This is a genomic window from Microbulbifer elongatus (assembly GCF_021165935.1).
Taxonomy (GTDB): Bacteria; Pseudomonadota; Gammaproteobacteria; order Pseudomonadales; family Cellvibrionaceae; genus Microbulbifer; species Microbulbifer elongatus.
In genome coordinates, this window is record NZ_CP088953.1 from 1434805 (window position 1) to 1453655 (window position 18851).

Below are 18851 nucleotides of genomic sequence, written 5' to 3' on the forward strand. Positions count from 1 at the left end.
AGCGCGGCGTTATGCATAATGGAGATATACATTGATAACTTTTCAACACGCTATTGGTTCACTTGATGCAGACGAAAAACCTTCGATTATTTTGGCAAATGGATTTTCGCAGGCTTGGAATGCGCAAATATTTAATTATTCGAATCTTTTGTTAGCAGCAAACTTCGGAAACAGAGATGGCGTAATCAGACCACTTTTTCAAGGCTTAAGTACATATGACTTCGAGATGGTTTCCAGGCACTTGACAGCAGCCGAGACGGTGTTAAGAGCATATGATCCCAATAGTCCAACTATTAACGAAATAATCTCTGATAGAGATGTACTAAAAGATGCTCTTATAAATGCAATATCAAATACTCACCCTGATCTGCCGAGTGAGATCACTGACGATCAATATGTTGCAGTTAGAACTTTTCTGTCGCAATTTAAGGAAATATTTTCGCTTAATTATGACCTGCTCTTTTATTGGGCAAGGAATAAATACAACCTTGATCCGGAGAATTACAGAACAGATGATGGATTCAGGGCGGAGCGATGCTGGGAGGGACACGGAACTGACCAAGAAGTCCATTTTTTACATGGTGGACTGCATATTTATGATACGGGTCGTTATATCAAAAAACATGCATGTACAGATGCTGGCGTTACAATCATTGAGCAAGTAAGAGACAATTTACAAAACGGAAATTTCCCTCTATTTGTCTCTGAGCCAACCCATCAGAAAAAGAGGCAGAAAATAGATCATAATCCCTATCTGAATTACTGCTTCCAAGCTTTGGGGAAATTAGGCGGCAGCCTATTCATACATGGTCATTCTATGGATGAGAATGATAAGCATATATTCGATCAAATTAAATCAAGCCGAGTTTCAAAGATTTTTGTCAGTATATTTGGCAATGAACATTCACCTGAAAATACTAGATCAAAGGCAAATGCTATGGCCTTCCTTCAAAGGGGCGGTACGGTTGTAGAGTTCTATCAAGCGGAGTCAGCTCCGGTTTGGGCCTAGTATCAAGTTTGAACCGCGACAATAACTGTTATCTTCCATAGTACATCTCTTCTGGGGTTTTGTAGCCGAACCGTTTTCTGGGGCGACTATTTAATTTCATTGCAATAGCGTCACATTGCTGCTGCGTAATGTCTTCCATGCTTTGATTCTTCGGAAGGTATTGTCTGATTAATCCATTGACATGCTCATTGCTTCCTCGCTCCCAGGAGTGGTACGGGGTGGCAAAATAGAATTTTACTGCACAGCAGTCTTCAATCTTCTTATATTGGTGGAATTCAGTACCATTGTCAGCGGTTATAGTTTTAATATTTCTCGGATCACGGTTAATTAACCGTACAGTTTTTTTGTTCAGCCCATAGGTTGATTTATTTTTGAGCTTTCCAATCATGACAAACCCCGTTTTACGCTCCAGCAATGTAACAATGCAGTGGTTGCTGCCCCGGCCGTGAACAGTGTCAATTTCCCAATGGCCCTTGTAACGCCTGCCCTCAACACTTTTAGGTCGGTCTGTGATGTGCCGTTTATCCGCAAGTCGCCCCCTGCTGTCATAGGCTTTGTAGCGCTTTCGACGCTGCTTTGAGGCTTGGCGTAAATGCGTCCATAAATTGCCGCCATTCTTCTTATTTCTCCAGATATACTGGTAGATAGTTTCGTGGCTTAACCGGCGTTTCATCAATTTATGTCTGCGTATATAACCGACTATTTGCTCTGGGCTGTACTTTTTCCGAAGTAACGCTCGCACAAGTTTAAAGTGGCGTTCAGAGTAGTGCCTATTACGACGTGATCGTCTACGTCGCCCTCGAGTACGACTGTCGGCCTTGCTCGGTCTATAACCGCCATCTGTTCGGTGGCAGCTGTTACGTTGGAACTCCCTATAGAGAGTACTCCTGTGGCGTCCAGTCAACTCGGCAATATGGCTGACGGAAAGACCTTGTGCACGATAGGCCGCAATCGTGTATCTTTCTTCTCTGGTGATCTGTTGATACTTCATTGGTGCAATTCACTTCTTGGCGGGAGTAAAATGCCCCTAGTATCGCAGATCACCTCCAGTTTTAGGTAATGTGTCGCGGTTAGTATATGAATCCGGGGGGCATAACAATGCAAGCCAGTCTGACTGCTTTTCCGTTCCTTGTTTTGCGGTTTAACGCTACGCTACCTCAAAACAATCCACTACAAAGCCGCAGCTGCTTGCGGCGTTATACGGTGGGCCTAGCAAGTCCACTTTCGACCCAAAGCGGACGTTGAGATTAAGAGATTAGTAAGGATAAGGTGGATTATGGAGGTGGTTCATTCAAAGAGAAAAAATAAATTTTGTTTTGACAATTATAAATCTCGATTTGGTCCAGATGGTCTTCATCTCTTTAATCGAGAAACTGGAACCAATATTCTTATTGATGAGGTCGAAATTCCAGTTGATCGCTGGTCAATGGCCCCCCGCCAAGTATCTATAGCTTTAACAAATACATGTGATCTCTCATGCTCTCATTGCTATGCCCCTAAGAACAAAGCCAAGCTTGAATTTGGTTTACTTACCAGTTTGCTCCGTACTCTAGATCTAAACGGCTGCATGGGAGTTGGTTTTGGTGGGGGAGAGCCGACTTTATACCCAAAGTTTGCTGAGTTATGCGAATTTGCGGCAATTGAAACAGGTCTTGCAGTAACGATGACAACTCATGGGCATAGGCTAGATGAAATCCTTCTTAAGAAAATATCCGGAAGGATACATTTTGTGCGAGTGAGTATGGATGGGGTTGGAGCTACATACGAAAACATTCGCAATCGTTCTTTTGACAGCCTAGTAAATAAAGTTAAGCTCTTAAAAGATGTCTCGCCGTTCGGAATAAACTTTGTTGTTAACTCAACAACAATCAAAGAGCTAGATGAAGCAGCTCGAATTGCTGATGATCTAGGTGCAGCAGAGCTGCTCCTACTTCCCGAGGTGACTGTTGGCAGAGGCGTTGGGATAGACAATGACACAGCAGCTGATATGCAGAATTGGATACAGGCTTACCAAGGAAACGCAAGGTTAGCAATTAGCGAAACCCATGTTACGGGTATCCCTGTGTGTGAGCCGTTTGAAAAAGAAACAGGGGTGAGTGCATATGCGCATATCGACGCAAGCGGCATACTTAGAAGAAATTCATTTGCTCAAGATGGAGTTTTAATTGAAGGCGAAGATATCATGGATGCATTGCAAGTATTAAGAGAAAAAAATAAATAAGGTGGCATATGAAAATCTGGAATGGATACGGATCAGAGCACTCAATGAATCTTGTGATGATTGGTCAGTTTGAGAGCATTGAGGAGGCTGAAAAAGCTAAAGATTTAATAGAGACTGTTACTGAGAAAATATATGACAAGGTTGATTGTGGTGAAAATCGACCCAAAAGGTTTTCTAACGAAGTTATGGATATATTTCGAGAAAAGAACCTCTATATTTTTGGGCCTGAAGAATTGGAGCAATTTCGATATGACCACTCATTAGATATTGAAGGAAATAAGATAATTTTTAGAACAGCAGAAAGCGATATATCCGTATTCTTGAAGCTACTTATTCATCAAGGAGCAAAGGTGCAAGTGTATAGTGCTCATAATTATCCAGATGAAGAATACGGCAGAGGAAAATAGTTTTGTCTTTAGATTGGTCTGCTTTTGACATACTTCCGGGTGATGCTCGTATTAATTTTGAAAATCTGTGTCGGGGCATAGTCCGTGCGCATTGGGCTAAGTATGGCGAATTTGACGCGTTGAAAAATCAACCCGGTGTGGAGTTTCATCTAAATCTAAATCAAAAATGTCCGGCCTTAGGAGATTCTTCTCGCTGGTATGGCTGGCAGTGTAAGAAGTTTGATTTAACAAAAGATGGAAGCTTAACAGCGGCTAGTAAAACCCAAATAACACATTCCTTGGGCAAAACTGTAGAGCACCTTCCACATTTGACTGATTGGGTGCTATGGACTCCGTACACACTAAGCAAGTCAGACCAACAATGGTTTAAAGGTCTAAATTCGGAATACCCTTATTCTCTCCATTTATGGGCCGATGAAGAAATAGAGAACAACCTGGTTGGCCCGGCTCTGCTGTTAAGAGGCGCATATTTTGGAGAGCTGGTTATTACTCCAGATGATTTAAAGGCCAGACATGATGAATCTATAGCCCCAATAAAAGATAGATGGATCAACCCTGTTCACCAAGAAACAGATGTCGAAAGAACAATAAGGCGTATGCTGGGGGAGCCTAATTACTGGGAGGATATGGTTGCGCTGGGTCAAGGGCTATCCTCAGCGGCCTCTACTATTAAGGCTTGGAAAAGCACAGACCCGAATCTTACCAGTCTTCAAACGCCATTTGGCAAAGCTTGTTCAGCATTCTCTGAAGTGCTCCTTCAATTTCATGAGATATTGTCAGAAGGCGATATAGATTTAATTCAGCAATGGCTTTCAAACCGAAAGTCGTTAATTGATTCAGATGTGGTCTCTTTTCCGAGGTTGTTACGAAAGCAGAATATAGCCATAGCATTAGAGGTAACTAATGCAATTGATGACATGCGTATCGCGCAAAGTCTGTTTGATGAGGTGGAAGAATACTTAGATGTTGGTATGGTCGCCGTTCTTGCTGATGCGGGGGGAGGAAAAACACACATGGCGGCAGAGTTAAGCTCTGCGCAAGAAAATAGACCTGCGGGCATTTTATTACATGGACGAAACTTTCACCGGGGACAGAATCAGCACGATTTAGCTCGCCAGTTTTTAGTCAATGGAACACCATTGGATAGTATGGAGAAGATGCTTGTATCTCTTGACGCAGCAGCAAAAAGGGCGGGATGTATTTTACCTTTGGTTATTGATGGATTAAATGAAGCGGAAAATCCTAAAGGGTGGAAGGATGTTCTCTCTTATATTCAAACTACAGTCAAGAACTACCCTAATGTTCTGGTTATATGCACTTTACGGACAGGAGAGCATAAAAGACCTTGCTGGTCACGTCATGAAACGGAAACCAGAGAAACTTTTGCTGTGCAATCATTGCCTGATGGCATTTGGAAGTTTGAATGTGGAGGCTTTGGCGAAGATGTGTATGATGCGATTGGGAAGTACTTTGAGTACTATAAAATTTCCTGCGAAAGCGGTGTGGAGATACCAACCAGTTTCTTAAATCATCCTCTTAATTTAAGAATTTTCTGCGATGTTATAAACCCTAAGCGTGAGAATGTTGTCGAGATAAATTATTTTCCGGCATCTCTTGCCCATTTATTTGATGAGCATCTCCAAAACACATGTAACCGTATAGCAACGATGAAGAACCTAAACTATTCTTCTCAAGAGCTTAAAAGTGCCATATATCAATTCGGAATTTCTCTGTGGGAGAGTAAAGGCAGAGAAATTGATGATGCAACCTACAGAGACTTGATAAATGATAGCGCACGTAACTGGAATGAGAGCGTTATCAACTTATTTGCACAAGAAGGTATTATTTTCAGGAACCCTGCGCAAGAACCGGGAAAATACGTTATCACGCCTGTTTATGATGCTTTAGGTGGGCATATTATCGCTGATTCATTGCTAAAAAAATACGCGCAGGATAGAAGCTTTGAATGGTTTAACACACCCTCTGTAATGTCAGCATTTGGTGGGGAAAGCAGCTATTCTCTTGCTTACGATATATTTAAGTCATTGGTTGCGCTTGTGCCTAGCAGAATGTACGGCGAACAACTATGGAAGAACGTACCAGAGCCATACAAACAGAGGGCCTTGCTTCATGCGTCAGAATTAAATGCGGAGCACTTAGATGAGGAAGCTGTAAGCGAGTTAGCTTCTCTGATAAGCGACAAATCCGAAAAAGTACGTACAATATTCTCAAGACTCTGGCTAACAAAAGGTGCGTTAAAACATCCCCTGAATGCTGATTTTTTAGATTCTGTTTTGTCTAAAATGTCAGTAGATGAAAGAGACCTTAGCTGGACAGAATGGGTGCGCAATGAACAAGGCAGGGATAAAAAGAGGCTTATCCCTGAGCTATCTTCGCTGGAAGCCAAATGGAAAGATGATCCAACTTATCGTTCTGACTCGGATCGTTTAAGAGCAAAAGCTATTAAGTGGTTGCTCACTAGCACAGACCACCCACTCCGTAACGCTGCGACAAAAGCGCTGTATTGGTATGGGCGGGGTGATCCAGAATTCCTATTTAATGAAACAATCAAATCCCTTGAGATTAATGATCCTTATGTCCCGGAGCGTATGTTGGCGGCAAGTTATGGTGTTGGGATGTCCCTGAGTGCCCAGCTTCCTAATAATCCCTTATTTACCAGCGGTATCTTATTAAAGTTTGCAGGGCATGTATTTGAGGCAATGTTCAAAGACGGCGCCAAGCATTATACTACACACCACCTTATGCGCGACTTTGCCTCAAGGATTATAGAGTTAGCCCAGTATCACAGCCCAAGCTTCTTTTCTGATAGCGATATAAAAAGAACATTGCCTCCGTTTTCTGCGGACAAAGCCCAAAATTGGGGCGAAAGGTATTTAGAAGACGATTCAGGCATATGGAAACGCATAGGCGAGGCTTCTAAGTCCATTTTAGGGAGAAAGCTTTACCGTAAGCTCAATGATCTTTTGCCTAAGAAGTGGAAAGATAAGGCTATGGAAAAAAGAATTAGCCTTAGAAAGCAATCGCCATTCCTGATGGATTTTGAAAATTACACAATTGGTCGATTGGTGCCTGGGCGAGGTAACTATGACTATGACCATAAGGAATATCAAAAGGTACGTGCACAGTTACAATGGCGAGTAGAGCAGCTTGGGTGGTCATACGAAAATTTTGAAAAGGTAGAGGAGTCTATACAAAGCAGGCAGGGCTATGAGCGCAGGTCAAACGAGAAACTAAAAACAGATCGCTACGGGAAAAAGTATTCTTGGATTGCCTATTATGAGATGCACGGATTTCTCAAAGATAGAGGTATCTTGGATGAATACGATGACTGGCGAAGGACTGATACACAAAATATAGACCCAAGTTTTTCTGAGCCAATTCCCACACATACGCTTATAGAAACAAATTTTTTGGGTGATGATAAGACGACTACCCCAGATTGGATAAAAGAAGGTAATCTTCCTGAGATTGAGCAATATTTACAGTTGCAGAATGTGGGTGAGGAAGAAGGGCCGTGGGTCGCTCTGGATGGATATGTTAGTCAAGAAAATAAGGACTTAAAAAGAGAGACGTTCTTATTTGTTCGTAGCCTCCTTGTGCCTACAAAAGAAAAAGATGAAATTCTGGCTTTTCTGAGCAAGCAGGATATGAGTGGGGGATGGCTTCCCGATAAGCTAGATTTTTCGCAGACTTTCTTTGCCGAAGTTCCTTGGAGCTCTGCCTACCCTGAGATTAGCACCTGCGACTTGTCTTTCGTTACCGGGAAGAACGTGGTTACTCGTCAAAGGCCGAAAGTTGAAATCGTTAGAAATGAGCAAACAATTTCAATTATTAACCATGATGAAATGGAAGAATATGAAGAAGTGGAAAGAGAATATAAAACCTTTAAGGCCATTTTGCCCGTTTGTAATCTAAGGCAGGACATTACTGATGGTGAAGTTGGGGACGCCTCTGCTTTAACCAAGGAATTAACTAGCGATATGAAATTAATTGGACAGCCACAGTCTTTTGATTTGTATACGAAGTGCGGGAAAAAGGCTACCCATTACGTCTTTCATAAAGGAAAGGGGTATAAGGATAGGCATTCTATGTATTATCTAAAAGAAGACTTCTTGGATAACTTCATGGAAAAGAATGAGATGTCTTTAATTTGGGTCATTTGGGGGGGGCGAAACAATTCATTTGCTTGGCCGCACAGGTCCGTTGATGATTTGCCCGAACCTCGGTATGCAGTTTTTAGTTTCGTAAAGGCTCATCAAGTTAAGGTATGAGAAATCATATATGCAATGTCCGCTTCTGGCCGAACTTTGACATAGAGATAATGATGCATATCACGTATAACAAGCGCAAGCACTCGGAACAATTTTCCGCTTCGCTCCAAATTGTCCGGTGTTGCGAGCGTTGGGCTACTAGTGTTACCCACGGAAAGTAGACACCATGAAGAAAGTCCTTTGCTTCCGACCAGTGGGCCAGAAAGAGCTGGATCTAGTAAAAGAGTCCGGGTACAGAACGTGGCCACCTAGACTGCCAGAGCAGCCAATCTTCTACCCGGTAACCAATGAAGAATACGCGATAGCACTCACCCAATGGAACGTTACCGATTTTGGCAAGGGTTATGTAACCAGGTTTTATGTCAATAAAGAATTTATGGACCGTTACCCGATCAAGTGTGTTGGCGCAGACGGCCATACCGAGTGGTGGATTCCGGCTGAAGATCTGGATGAGCTCAACAAAAATATAGTGGGCAAGATTGAGGTGATCCGCGAGTACGGGCCGTCCTGAGAGGCAGTAAAATATGTACATCCCCAGAAACTTCCGCGTAGAAAGCGACCAGGAAATCTTTGATTTTATCGAAGCCAACGCATTCGGACAGCTTGTCTCCAATGTGGGCGGGCGAATCTTTTCCACCCACCTTCCTGTACTCTTGTCAGAAGACAGAAAGCATGTGCTGGCGCATATCGCCAAGGCCAATCCCCAGCATAAGAAGATCAAAGGCCAGGAGGTTCTGATCACTCTGGAAGGACCTCATGGATACATCTCGCCATCCTGGTATGAGAATCCGGGCGTCCCTACCTGGAACTACCAGTCCGCTCACATATATGGCTATGCCAGAGTATTTGATGATCGAGACCGGCTGATGGCTGTGGTGGAAAGCCTTACCGCTAAATATGAAAACTCGTTTCGGGAACCTTGGGCTCCTGCCTACAACGAGGCCATGCTGAACGCGATTGTCGGTATTGAAGTGGAAATTTCCGAGGTCCAGTGTAAGTTCAAGCTCGGTCAGAACCGCAAGGCCGGGGACATGGAGGGCGTCGTGAAAAATTTGCGAGAGCTTGGATCAACCGATTTGGCAGAGGCAACAGAAAAATACGTACTGGAAGGTGCGGTTCAGGATTAAGCGCTCCGGGGCCACTCAGGAGGTCACTACCACCACCTCGCTTACTGGCAGCAACGTATTGCTGCTCACTGGGGAAGTTCCAGAAGATCGGCTTCTGAAATACGGCGCTCAAGACGAGCAGCTGTAGTGTGATACACCACCCGCATTTAAATACTCATTGGGTCTCAAACGATAGTACTTCTCTTCGATTTCTTTTGATTGTTCATCATAAGGGTGGCTCAGGACTTCCTGCAGTTCCTTGATCAGGCTGTACTCACCCTGCGTGGCCTGTTGATAGGCTGGGACAATCAGCCATTCACGCCACGCATACTTCGGGTTAATGCGTTTCATCTTGTCCGCTGCCGTCGATAAGTGTTGGCCGGCTAACACCAGGTCACGCCAGCTACTTAACCAGGATTGCCATTTCTCGTCGAGCTCAGCGGATGTTTTGGTATAGAAGCTCTTTTTCAATGGGGAAATATCCTCAGGTATATGGGATAGCTCACGAAAGAACATGGTGTAATCCACTTCCGAGCGATTCATAAGCGTCACCAGCTCCTTAAACAGATCCAGGTTAAACTCGGTGAGCCCGAGCTTGGCGGCCCACATGTGATGTAATTGCTCTTGCATTACCTCTTGGAAATCACGGCGTATTTGATCCAGCCGTTCTAGCGATTCATTGTCGTCCGCGAGCAGTGGGCGGATGGCTGTCCAGAACATATGGAAGTTCGCCTCTGCGGCGGTTGGCTGATTGAAGAATGAAAAGTGTTGGCCACCACCGGTCCAGGGTTGGAACTCGGGGTCGAAAACTTCGCAGAAACCAAATGGCCCATAATCCAGCGTAAAACCGCCAGCGGCGCAGTTGTCGCTGTTGAAATTTCCCTGGCAGTAACCGACGCGGAGCCAGTTGGCGACCAATGCGCTAAGGCGCTGGCGAAATAATCGGGCTAACTCAATCACTTGATCTGAAAAATTGAGGCTGGGGTCGATTTCATCTTGGTATTCTCTGGCAATCAAATGCATAACGATCATACGCAGCTCCTCAAGCGCATTGTCATACGCATGGCTGCGGGCGCGGCGGGCAAATAATTCAATTTGTCCGACACGCAGGAACGAAGGCGCTACCCGTGTTGATATCGCGACCGGGTTCTCGGTGATAATGTCTGGATCAAACGAATTGGAATGATCGGAATACCAGGGGCGGGAAACGGTATCGGTCTTTGATACATACAGGGTTAATGAGCGCGAGGTCGGCACACGCAACGCGTGCATATACTCCTGCGCGAGAAATTCACGTACGCTTGAGCGCAATACCGCGCGCCCATCGGCTCCGCGGCAATAGGGCGTGGGGCCGCCTCCTTTTAATTGCATTTCCCAGCGCTGTCCGTTAAATACCCCTTCGAACACGGAGATGGCCCGTCCATCACCATACCCATTGCCGGTGCCAAATGGGCATTGTCGGACATATTCCGTACCGTAAATGGAGAGCGCATAACCGGTTGCCCAGCCGAAGTTGCGCATGGGGGCGCGGGCTGCGGAGATATCTCCAGAGAATAACTGGGTAAATTTATGGTCTTGGGCAAGTTCGTCGCTGAGCCCTAGTTCTTGAAAGAGGCCGTGGCTGTGGGCGACATATTCTGGCTGTCCAATCGGTGTTGGTGTTACCGGCACGAAGTGCCCGGAGAATACCTGGCGCGCACGGTGATCATCGCCATCCGCTGTGGCGTCTGGGTCGGCATTCAGGCTATCCATCAGCGAATAATCTACCTGCTGGGCAAATTCATCGAAGGTGGTCACCCTGGTTTTGTCCGGTGATGTGGATGGCTGAGTCATTGTTGTCAACACCTATGGTTATGCAGGCATATGGCGATGCGGGTATTTCCGTTGAATCGGCTTATGGGAAAACGTGCTTCAAACGAGCCTGCTTCATTTTTTCACATTCTATTGAAGCATTCGAATGAGAGGGTGGTCGATGTAAAACGCGACCTTGAGTTCCAGTACGATCCATAGGCTGCAATTTTTTAGATGACCGGTGGAATATTGAGGTGAGTACCAAAAATATTCGGATAATCGCTGGCGGATTGATCAATCTGGTACGCGATGGCGATTGAGTCGGCAGATATGTCGGCGCCTAGTTCAGTCAGTCTCTGTCGATTGAGTGTTCCAGTTAGTACGGGCGAACCAGCTTGGTGTGTCTGGCGCGTGGGACAACCTGAGCTGCTGTGCGGGCTATGGCTAGATTGAGGATAAGTTTTTACACTGCCCTGGATTGCGCGTCGGTAGTTGCGCTCGCCCACCATTGTTGTAAAACATAGTCACAGCCCGCGGAAAGTTCGATATGGAAATCACCTATTACAACCTGGGGCCGCAACGGCGCCTGCATGAAATCATTTTTGCAGGCAGCCACGATGCTGCCATTACTTCCGGCAAAAGGAACGTCCAGACCCAAAACCTGAATATTTACCAGCAGGCAAAAGTAGGCGTGCGGATATTTGACCTGCGCATTCTGGCGAAGGGCGATGCGCAGGAGGCTTCGCTGTTCGCCTACCATGGCTCCGGGAAGAAAGCCAAGCAGCACACCATGCACAGTGCACACACCGGCAAGGTCCACAATGTGGATGTCAGCCCGGGGATGAGTCTGGGCAGCACCGGTTTAAAACTGTCCGACATGCTGAACAGCGCCAAACGATTCGTCACAGAGCCCGCCACCCGAAACGAATTTCTGATACTCAAGTTCGACAAGTGCTCCAACTGGCAGCTGATTGCCGAAACCTGTATCGCCATCCTCGGTGACCGCATTTTCAAGAAGCGAGGTGCCACCGAATTCAGCAAGCTGACCCTGCAGGAGCTCGCCGGTAAAGTCGTCTGTGTATTCAATGACAAGGCGCTAAAGGAGATACCCGGATTCACGCTTGGCCCGCAGGATGGCATTCTCGGCTTCCGCTCGCTGAAATCCAAAAAGGGGCCTAACAAGGCTTACCAACCCGATTATTCGGGTATGCAGTACTTCGGCAAAGGGGGAACGGCCGTCAGCCATGTCTTCCATACCAAGCGGAAAAAGCGCAAGGAGAACTTTGATAAGCAGAAGAAAATCATGCTGCAGATGGCCAACTCGGATGACCTGCAATCTGCCAACGTTCTGGGCATGATGTACTGGACCGCCACCGGCCTCTCCAGCAGTATTAAACACCGCGACGATGTGCTGTGGAACAGGACCGGCGTGCACAAGATGGGGGAGCTTTGGCGGTGTGGCCTGGAGGCCTCCATTGGGCACCAGATGGAGCTGGAGCGTATCAAATGCCTGGAGTGGGGGGGCAAAATGCGCATGAAAGCCTTCTTCCCCAATATCGTGATGATTGACTTCGCCAGTTATGACAAGTGCAAAACCATTTACGAGCTGAATAAGCTCAAGGATGAGATGCTGGCGAACGCCTACACCCAATACGTAGGGGAGGACGAGCCCGCTGAGCCCGGCCTGCAACCCAAACCCCGGGCCGCTTTTGCCTAGGGAGCATATCACCGCCGGCGGTGGCCTCTGTCTCGGGGAGCCGCGCCTGTATCTTGGGCGGTGATAGGAAGTTAGGTGGTGACAGGAAGTTAGGCGGTGATAAGACGATTCCGCCTAAAACGCATCCGGGTCGCGAATGATCTGCTGGGCACGGGTACGCATGGCCCGCTTGTCCTCTTCGGGCATTTTATCGAGCTGATGCAGCATCATGGACATGCGTGGGTTATTCTGAAAGGCCTCGCGCTTTTCCATTAAAAAATGCCAGTAGAGGCTGTTGAACGGGCAGGCGTCGTCACTGGTTCGCTCCTGCACCTTATAGCGACAAGCGTCGCAGTAGTTACTCATTTTATGAATGTAGCTGCCGCTGCTGATATCGGGCTTGGTGGCCACAAGTCCACCGTCGGCGAACTGGCTCATACCCCGGGTGTTGGGCATTTCCACCCATTCGATAGCGTCGATGTAAATTCCCAGGTACCACCCGTCGACCTGGTCCGGGTGTACCTGGGCCAGTAGGGCAAAATTGCCGGTGATCATCAGCCGTTGGATATGGTGGGCATAGGCATGCTCGAGACTGTTTTTTATCGCGTGATGCAGGCAGTTCATGTCTGTTTCACCAGTCCAGTAGAAACCTGGCAGGTCCCGCTGGTTGCGCAGGCGGTTATTGCGACGGTAGCCGGGCATCTCTTTCCAGTAGACGCCACGCATATATTCTCGCCAGCCCAGAATCTGGCGAACAAAGCCTTCTATCTGACTGATATCGATGGATTCCTGCTTCTTCTGCCAGGTCTCGACTGACTTTTCGATCACTTCCATTGGATGCAGCAGCTTGCAGTTCATGGCAAAGCTGAGTCGGCTGTGGAACAGGTACACCTCGTCCGGATCCATGGCATCCTGGTAGTCGCCGAAGTGCGGTAGCAGCACTTCACAGAAATGTCGGAGCATGGCCAGCGCATCGGTGCGGGTGGTCGGCCAGTTGAACTGCTCGGGGGAGATCGCGCCAAACGTGTTCACCCCGGCGCGCTCTATCCGCTTGAGGGTTTCCGCAACCTGCTTGCGAAAGCCACGTTGTGGCGGGATCTTCGGCTCTCCCTTCCACTTGTTGCGATTGTTTTGATCGTAATTCCATTGGCCTCCCACCGGGCTGCCGTCTGTATTGAGCAGTATCTGGTGCTGCTTCCGCATATGCCGGTAAAAGCTCTCCATCAACAGCGACTTCTTACTGTCAAAAAACCTACTGAGTGACTGCCGGTCGGTGAGGAAGTGCTCGCTGTCGAAAGGTTCGCTCGGAATGCTGAGGTCATCTGCGAGCAACTTCAGTTGTTGATCCAGCCGGTATTCGTCCGGCAGTTGATACTGGAATCGCTCGAACTGGTGTTCAGAAACAAGCCGGGCGATATTGCTGCCCAGTTTCTGGGTGTTTTCCGGGGTATCCAGGGTGTAGTAGATGACGTTTTTGCCCCGGTCTTCCAGCCACTGCGCGAATTCAGCCATGGCCTCGAAAAAGGCCACCACTTTCTGAATATGGTGTTTGACGTAATCCGTTTCCTGGCGCATTTCCGCAAGGAAATACCAGGTATCTTCATCGTCATTGCTGTACCAGGAATGCTTGTGATTGAGCTGGTCGCCCAGTATTAGTCGCAGAGTTTTCACACCGGTCCCACGGTAAGTATCTGACAACAGAATAGCCTGCTGTAGTACCTGGTACGGAGAATTCGGAGTCTGGATGAGTCACCGGCGAGAGACGCGCGCGGCCAGTGCGTCGACGGCTCAGGGGTGCAGCCGATCCAGGCGCAGCCGCTCGCGCCCGTCAAACAGGCGCCGCGCACAGAGTGCCACCGCCGCAAAAGTACCAAAACCGGTGCCGGCGGCGATGGTGAACATGATCAGTATCTGATATTTCACTGCCAGTGCCGGGGAACTGCCGGCCAGTATCTGCCCGGTCATCATGCCCGGCAGGGACACAATACCCGCCGCGGCCATGGCGTTGATGGTGGGCATCAGTCCGGCGCGCATGGCGTCCCGGCGCAGGTGCGCGCTGGCCTGTTGCCAGGTTTCTCCCAGCATCAGGCGGTTTTCGATGTCATTGCGCCCGCGCCGCGCGCCTTCTGTCAGCCGCTCCAGCCCCAGCGCCACGCCGGTCATGGTATTGCCGAGCAACATGCCCAGTAGGGGGATGGCGTACTGCGGTGTGTACCAGGGGTCCGGGCCGATAATCACCGCAAGTGTCAGCACGGTAACGGCGAAGGCGGAGATAAACATGGACAGGGTGCCGATCGCAAAACTCCAGCCGCCCCGCAGCCGGTGCTTCTGCCGCGCCACCACTTCGCGCCCGGCGAGCAGCAACATGGCACCACCCATCAGCGCCACCCACAGCAGGCTGCCCACGGCGAACAGTGCTTCCAGCACCATCCCGATCAACGCCAGTTGCACGGCGGTGCGCGCGGCGGCAATCAGCAGGGATTTGCCGATCCTGAGTTGCGCGAGCCAGGTGCACAGGGCCAGCGCGATCACCAGACCCGCGGCAATCCCCAGGTGCCACCAACTGAGTTCGATCACATTCACAGGGGCTGCTCCCTGAGCTGACCGCCGTCGTCGATATGGAAGTGACGTCGGGCCACCCGCTGAATCTGTCCCTGGGCGTGGGCAATCCACAATGCGGGTATCTGCCGGTCCTGGATTTCTTTCTGCAGCCAGTGCTCCACCTGCTCGGTGGTTTCTTCGTCCAGGTTTGCGGTGGGTTCGTCCAGCAGCAGGGCCCGGGGATTGCGGGTGAGGGCCCGTACCAGGGCGAGGCGTTGCTTTTCCCCGGACGACAGGCGGGTTACAGGCCAGTTCATGCAGTCCGCCGGCAGGCCCAGCGCCTCGGGAATGGTCGAATCTTCGGGAAAGTGCGTCCCTACGGTCTCTTCCCACCAGGCGCTTTCCGCCGGTACCAGCATCACCCGTTGGCGCCACTGGTGGGCGGGCAATTTTTCACTGGCGGTGTCGCCAAGGGTGACTTCTCCGCGGTGGGGTTCCAGGTCGACAATGGCGCGCAGCAGACGGCTTTTGCCGACCCCCGACTGACCGGAAAGGCAGACGATTTCGCCGGGTCGAATATTGAGGTCGACGGGCTGCAGGTCGCCAATGGCGACCTGTTTCAATACAAGGCGGTGTGCTTCGCTCAAGAATTTTGTCTCACTCAGCCAAAGTAGCCGATGCCTTTGGCCATCAGTGCGGCGCACAGGGCCATGGCGACGATGGCGGTCAACTCGGTGTGCACAATAATGCGTATCCAGCGGCGCTGACGGTCACTGACCACCGGCACTGTGCCCTGCTTGAGGGATTTCCCCCAGCGCAGAAACTGGATGGTGGGGTAAATGGAAAGCAGTGCCGCGATCACAAACAGGGTCAGTTTTGCGTGGAAGGCACCATTCTGAAAATAGTAGCTGGCGCCCTTTTCGAAATGGAAAACCCGTAAAAAACCCACCACCAGAAGCAGTGCCGCGGACCCGCCGAGGATGCGGTCGATAATACGGATCTTGCGCGCATTCTGCAGGGTGAATGCCTGATTCAGCAGCACCAGTTGCATGGTGAGCACGGCGGTCATCGAGAGGAACAGCAGGTGGTGGAGAAAGGCAAAGAGTGCGGCCATCGCTAACGTCCTGTTGTGATACAGACTGAAAAAGACAACATTATCACAGGCTCGGGCTGGCTCGAGAAAGGTTCGTTGCCTGTATCCCACTGGCCCCCAGCGGTGGGTGATATTGAGGACTGTCTGAAATACATACAGCGGAGCAGGGCCGAATCGTGAGGGCAACCTTTGAACCGGCTGCGGCAGTCCGCCATAATCCCCCTCCTGTATCTCTCTTATCTGTCCAAATACCGATCAAAATAACGAGACTCTCGCAGTATGACCGAGCCCTCCGTGTTTGAAGCCTCCGAACGCCAGCACCTGGCGGACTACACCGAGAAGGCGTACCTGGACTACTCCATGTACGTGATCCTCGACCGCGCCCTGCCCAATATCGGCGACGGCCTGAAGCCGGTGCAGCGCCGTATTGTCTACGCCATGAGCGAGCTGGGGCTGAAGGCCAGCGCCAAGTACAAGAAATCCGCGCGTACCGTGGGCGACGTGATTGGTAAGTACCACCCGCACGGCGACAGCGCCGTGTACGAGGCCATGGTGTTGATGGCGCAGCCATTCAGCTACCGCTACCCGCTGGTGGATGGCCAGGGCAACTGGGGCTCGCCGGACGACCCGAAATCCTTCGCCGCCATGCGTTACACCGAGTCCCGCATGGGCAAATACTCCGAGGTACTGCTGTCCGAGCTGGGCCAGGGCACCGTGGACTGGCAGCCAAACTTCGATGGCACCATGGACGAACCATCGGTACTGCCCGCCAGGGTGCCAAACATATTGCTGAACGGTACCACCGGTATCGCCGTGGGTATGGCCACGGATATCCCCCCGCACAACCTGCGCGAGGTGGTGGATGCCACCGTGCATATGCTGGAGAACCCCAAGGCCACCGTCAGCGAACTGTGCGAATACATCCAGGGTCCGGATATGCCCACCGAGGCGGAGATCATCTCACCGCGGGCGGACCTGCACAAAATGTACGAGACCGGCAAGGGCTCGGTGAAAATGCGCGCGGTATGGAGCAAAGAGGACGGTGACATCATCATCACCGCGCTGCCGTATCAGGCCAGCGGCTCCAAGGTACTGGAACAGATTGCCGCGCAGATGCAGGCCAAGAAGCTGCCCATGGTCAGCGACCTGCGGGACGAATCGGATCACGAAAATCCCACCCGCCTGGTGATCGTACCCAAATCCAACCGGGTGGATCTGGAACAGGTGATGAACCACCTGTTTGCCACCACCGACCTGGAGAAGAGCTACCGGGTCAACCTGAATATGATCGGCGTCGACGGCCGCCCGCAGGTGAAATCCCTCGACAAGATCCTCACCGAATGGCTGAGCTTCCGCACCGTGACCACACGGCGGCGCCTGCAATTCCGCCTCGACAAGGTGGAGAAGCGCCTGCACCTGTTGGACGGCTTGCTGATCGCCTTCCTGAATATTGATGAGGTGATCGAGATTATCCGCACCCACGACGAGCCCAAGCAGGAGCTGATGCGCCGCTTCGAGCTGTCGGAAGTACAGGCGGAATACGTGCTCGACACCAAGTTGCGCCAGTTGGCCCGCCTCGAGGAAATGAAGATCCGCGGCGAGCAGGCGGAGCTGGAAAAAGAGCGCGATACCCTGACCAAAACCCTGGGCAGTGAGCGCCGCCTGAAAACCCTGATCAAAAAAGAACTGCTGGCCGCCGCCGACGAGTTCGGCGATGAGCGCCGCTCACCGCTGGTGGAGCGCAGTGAGGCCAAAGCGTTCAGTGAAACCGAACTGTTGAGCAGCGACCCGATCACCGTGGTCTTGTCCGACAAGGGCTGGATCCGCCAGGCCAAGGGCCACGAGATCGACCCGGAATCCCTCAGCTACAAAGCCGGTGACGGTTTCAAGTATGCCGCCCGCGGCAAGAGTAATCAGCCTGCGCTGTTACTGGACAGCACCGGGCGCAGCTACGCCATTGCCGCCCATACTCTGCCTTCCGCACGGGGGCAGGGGGAACCGTTGTCCGGTCGTATCAACCCACCTTCCGGTGCCACCTTTGAGGGGCTGATGATGGGTAGCGACGAGCAGAAGGTGCTGCTCGCCAGTGACGCGGGCTACGGCTTTATCGCCAAGTACGCTGATCTGCAGTCCCGCAACAAAGCGGGCAAGGCCATGCTGACGCTGCCTAAAAATGCCCGCGTACTGCCCCCGCAGCAAATTGCGAACCCGCAGGAGGCTCTGCTTGCTGCGGTAACCAGTGAGGGCCGTATGCTGGTATTCCCGGTCAGTGAGTTACCGGAGCTGTCCAAAGGCAAGGGCAACAAGATCATCAATATCCCCGCCGCCCGCGCCGCCAGCCGTGAGGAAATTGTGGTGGGGATCGCGGTACTGGAAGGCAAAGACCAGTTGATCATTCACGCCGGCAAGCGCCACACCAAGATCAAGATCTCCGAGCTGGAACACTACGAAGGAGAGCGGGGCAGACGCGGTAACAAGCTGCCGCGAGGCTTCCAGAAAGTGGATAAGGTCGAGGTCGAACGCAAATAAGTTGGGTTTTCGACAGCAAAGAAAAAGAGGGCTAAAAAGCCCTCTTTTTCGTTTTACTTTTTTTTAACTTGTCGGATTCCAAGCCTGATTAGAAAACATCGAGCTGGCCGCGCACTTTCCGACCGCCTTCGTAGTTATCACTTTTTCTCACCTTTCCTGTGACGAC

At 50.2% G+C, this 18851-nt stretch carries 14 protein-coding genes; 8 read left to right on the forward strand and 6 right to left on the reverse strand.

The window, feature by feature from the left end; genetic code table 11:
* Positions 1-31: 31 nt before the first annotated feature.
* On the forward strand, positions 32-1009 hold the full coding sequence (locus LRR79_RS05775; protein ID WP_231759453.1) for a DUF4917 family protein: 978 nt from the start codon (positions 32-34) through the stop codon (positions 1007-1009).
* A 28-nt stretch (positions 1010-1037) separates the two neighbouring features.
* Here LRR79_RS05775 and LRR79_RS05780 read toward each other — a convergent pair whose 3' ends face one another.
* Positions 1038-2000, reverse strand: a complete 963-nt coding sequence (locus LRR79_RS05780; RefSeq protein WP_231759454.1) for an IS30 family transposase — start codon at positions 1998-2000, stop codon at positions 1038-1040.
* A gap of 285 nt (positions 2001-2285) precedes the next feature.
* On the opposite strand from LRR79_RS05780, the gene LRR79_RS05785 reads away from it, so the two are divergent.
* The 5 genes from LRR79_RS05785 (at position 2286) to LRR79_RS05805 (ending at position 9056) form a co-directional block, all read left to right on the forward strand.
* Positions 2286-3230, forward strand: coding sequence for a radical SAM protein (locus tag LRR79_RS05785; RefSeq protein WP_231759455.1), 945 nt, complete (start codon positions 2286-2288; stop codon positions 3228-3230).
* A 44-nt stretch (positions 3231-3274) separates the two neighbouring features.
* Entirely contained in the window at positions 3275-3637 is a 363-nt protein-coding gene (locus LRR79_RS05790; RefSeq protein ID WP_231759456.1) for a DUF6375 family protein, read from the forward strand.
* A 2-nt stretch (positions 3638-3639) separates the two neighbouring features.
* Positions 3640-7929, forward strand: a complete 4290-nt coding sequence (locus LRR79_RS05795) for an NACHT domain-containing protein (RefSeq protein ID WP_231759457.1) — start codon at positions 3640-3642, stop codon at positions 7927-7929.
* Between the two features lie 166 nt (positions 7930-8095).
* Positions 8096-8440 (forward strand): hypothetical protein, encoded by a 345-nt coding sequence (locus LRR79_RS05800; RefSeq protein WP_231759458.1) that lies wholly within the window; start codon positions 8096-8098, stop codon positions 8438-8440.
* Positions 8441-8453: 13 nt separating this feature from the next.
* Positions 8454-9056, forward strand: coding sequence for an FMN-binding negative transcriptional regulator (locus LRR79_RS05805; protein ID WP_231759459.1), 603 nt, complete (start codon positions 8454-8456; stop codon positions 9054-9056).
* Between the two features lie 108 nt (positions 9057-9164).
* Here LRR79_RS05805 and LRR79_RS05810 read toward each other — a convergent pair whose 3' ends face one another.
* A complete protein-coding gene (locus tag LRR79_RS05810) occupies positions 9165-10868 on the reverse strand; it encodes a protein adenylyltransferase SelO (protein WP_231759460.1) in 1704 nt (567 codons plus the stop codon).
* 505 nt (positions 10869-11373) lie between these two features.
* Between LRR79_RS05810 and LRR79_RS05815 the strand changes: the two genes are divergently transcribed.
* On the forward strand, positions 11374-12543 hold the full coding sequence (locus LRR79_RS05815) for a PI-PLC domain-containing protein (protein WP_231759461.1): 1170 nt from the start codon (positions 11374-11376) through the stop codon (positions 12541-12543).
* 114 nt (positions 12544-12657) lie between these two features.
* On the opposite strand, the gene LRR79_RS05820 is transcribed toward LRR79_RS05815, so the two are convergent.
* From LRR79_RS05820 to LRR79_RS05835, 4 genes are all read right to left on the reverse strand, one after another.
* A complete protein-coding gene (locus LRR79_RS05820; protein WP_231759462.1) occupies positions 12658-14193 on the reverse strand; it encodes a cryptochrome/photolyase family protein in 1536 nt (511 codons plus the stop codon).
* A gap of 117 nt (positions 14194-14310) precedes the next feature.
* Positions 14311-15105 carry an ABC transporter permease gene (locus LRR79_RS05825; protein WP_231759463.1) on the reverse strand — a complete coding sequence of 265 codons (795 nt, stop codon included), beginning with the start codon at positions 15103-15105 and terminating at the stop codon, positions 14311-14313.
* Entirely contained in the window at positions 15102-15710 is a 609-nt protein-coding gene (locus tag LRR79_RS05830) for an ABC transporter ATP-binding protein (protein WP_231759464.1), read from the reverse strand. Before LRR79_RS05830 ends, LRR79_RS05825 begins: the two co-directional genes overlap by 4 nt.
* 14 nt (positions 15711-15724) lie before the next feature.
* Entirely contained in the window at positions 15725-16177 is a 453-nt protein-coding gene (locus tag LRR79_RS05835) for a DUF2214 family protein (protein WP_231759465.1), read from the reverse strand.
* A gap of 258 nt (positions 16178-16435) precedes the next feature.
* Between LRR79_RS05835 and parC the strand changes: the two genes are divergently transcribed.
* Positions 16436-18685 (forward strand): DNA topoisomerase IV subunit A, encoded by a 2250-nt coding sequence (gene parC, locus LRR79_RS05840; RefSeq protein WP_231759466.1) that lies wholly within the window; start codon positions 16436-16438, stop codon positions 18683-18685.
* Positions 18686-18851 lie beyond the last annotated feature (166 nt).

Excerpts from the sequence above, each read along its gene's own strand:
- LRR79_RS05780 (WP_231759454.1), bottom strand. The coding sequence starts at position 2,000 with ATGAAGTATCAACAGATCACCAGAGAAGAAAGATACACGATTGCGGCC.
- LRR79_RS05785 (WP_231759455.1), top strand. The coding sequence starts at position 2,286 with ATGGAGGTGGTTCATTCAAAGAGAAAAAATAAATTTTGTTTTGACAAT.
- LRR79_RS05790 (WP_231759456.1), top strand. The coding sequence starts at position 3,275 with ATGAATCTTGTGATGATTGGTCAGTTTGAGAGCATTGAGGAGGCTGAA.
- LRR79_RS05800 (WP_231759458.1), top strand. The coding sequence starts at position 8,096 with ATGAAGAAAGTCCTTTGCTTCCGACCAGTGGGCCAGAAAGAGCTGGAT.
- LRR79_RS05805 (WP_231759459.1), top strand. The coding sequence starts at position 8,454 with ATGTACATCCCCAGAAACTTCCGCGTAGAAAGCGACCAGGAAATCTTT.
- LRR79_RS05810 (WP_231759460.1), bottom strand. The coding sequence starts at position 10,868 with ATGACTCAGCCATCCACATCACCGGACAAAACCAGGGTGACCACCTTC.
- LRR79_RS05815 (WP_231759461.1), top strand. The coding sequence starts at position 11,374 with ATGGAAATCACCTATTACAACCTGGGGCCGCAACGGCGCCTGCATGAA.
- LRR79_RS05835 (WP_231759465.1), bottom strand. The coding sequence starts at position 16,177 with ATGGCCGCACTCTTTGCCTTTCTCCACCACCTGCTGTTCCTCTCGATG.
- parC (WP_231759466.1), top strand. The coding sequence starts at position 16,436 with ATGACCGAGCCCTCCGTGTTTGAAGCCTCCGAACGCCAGCACCTGGCG.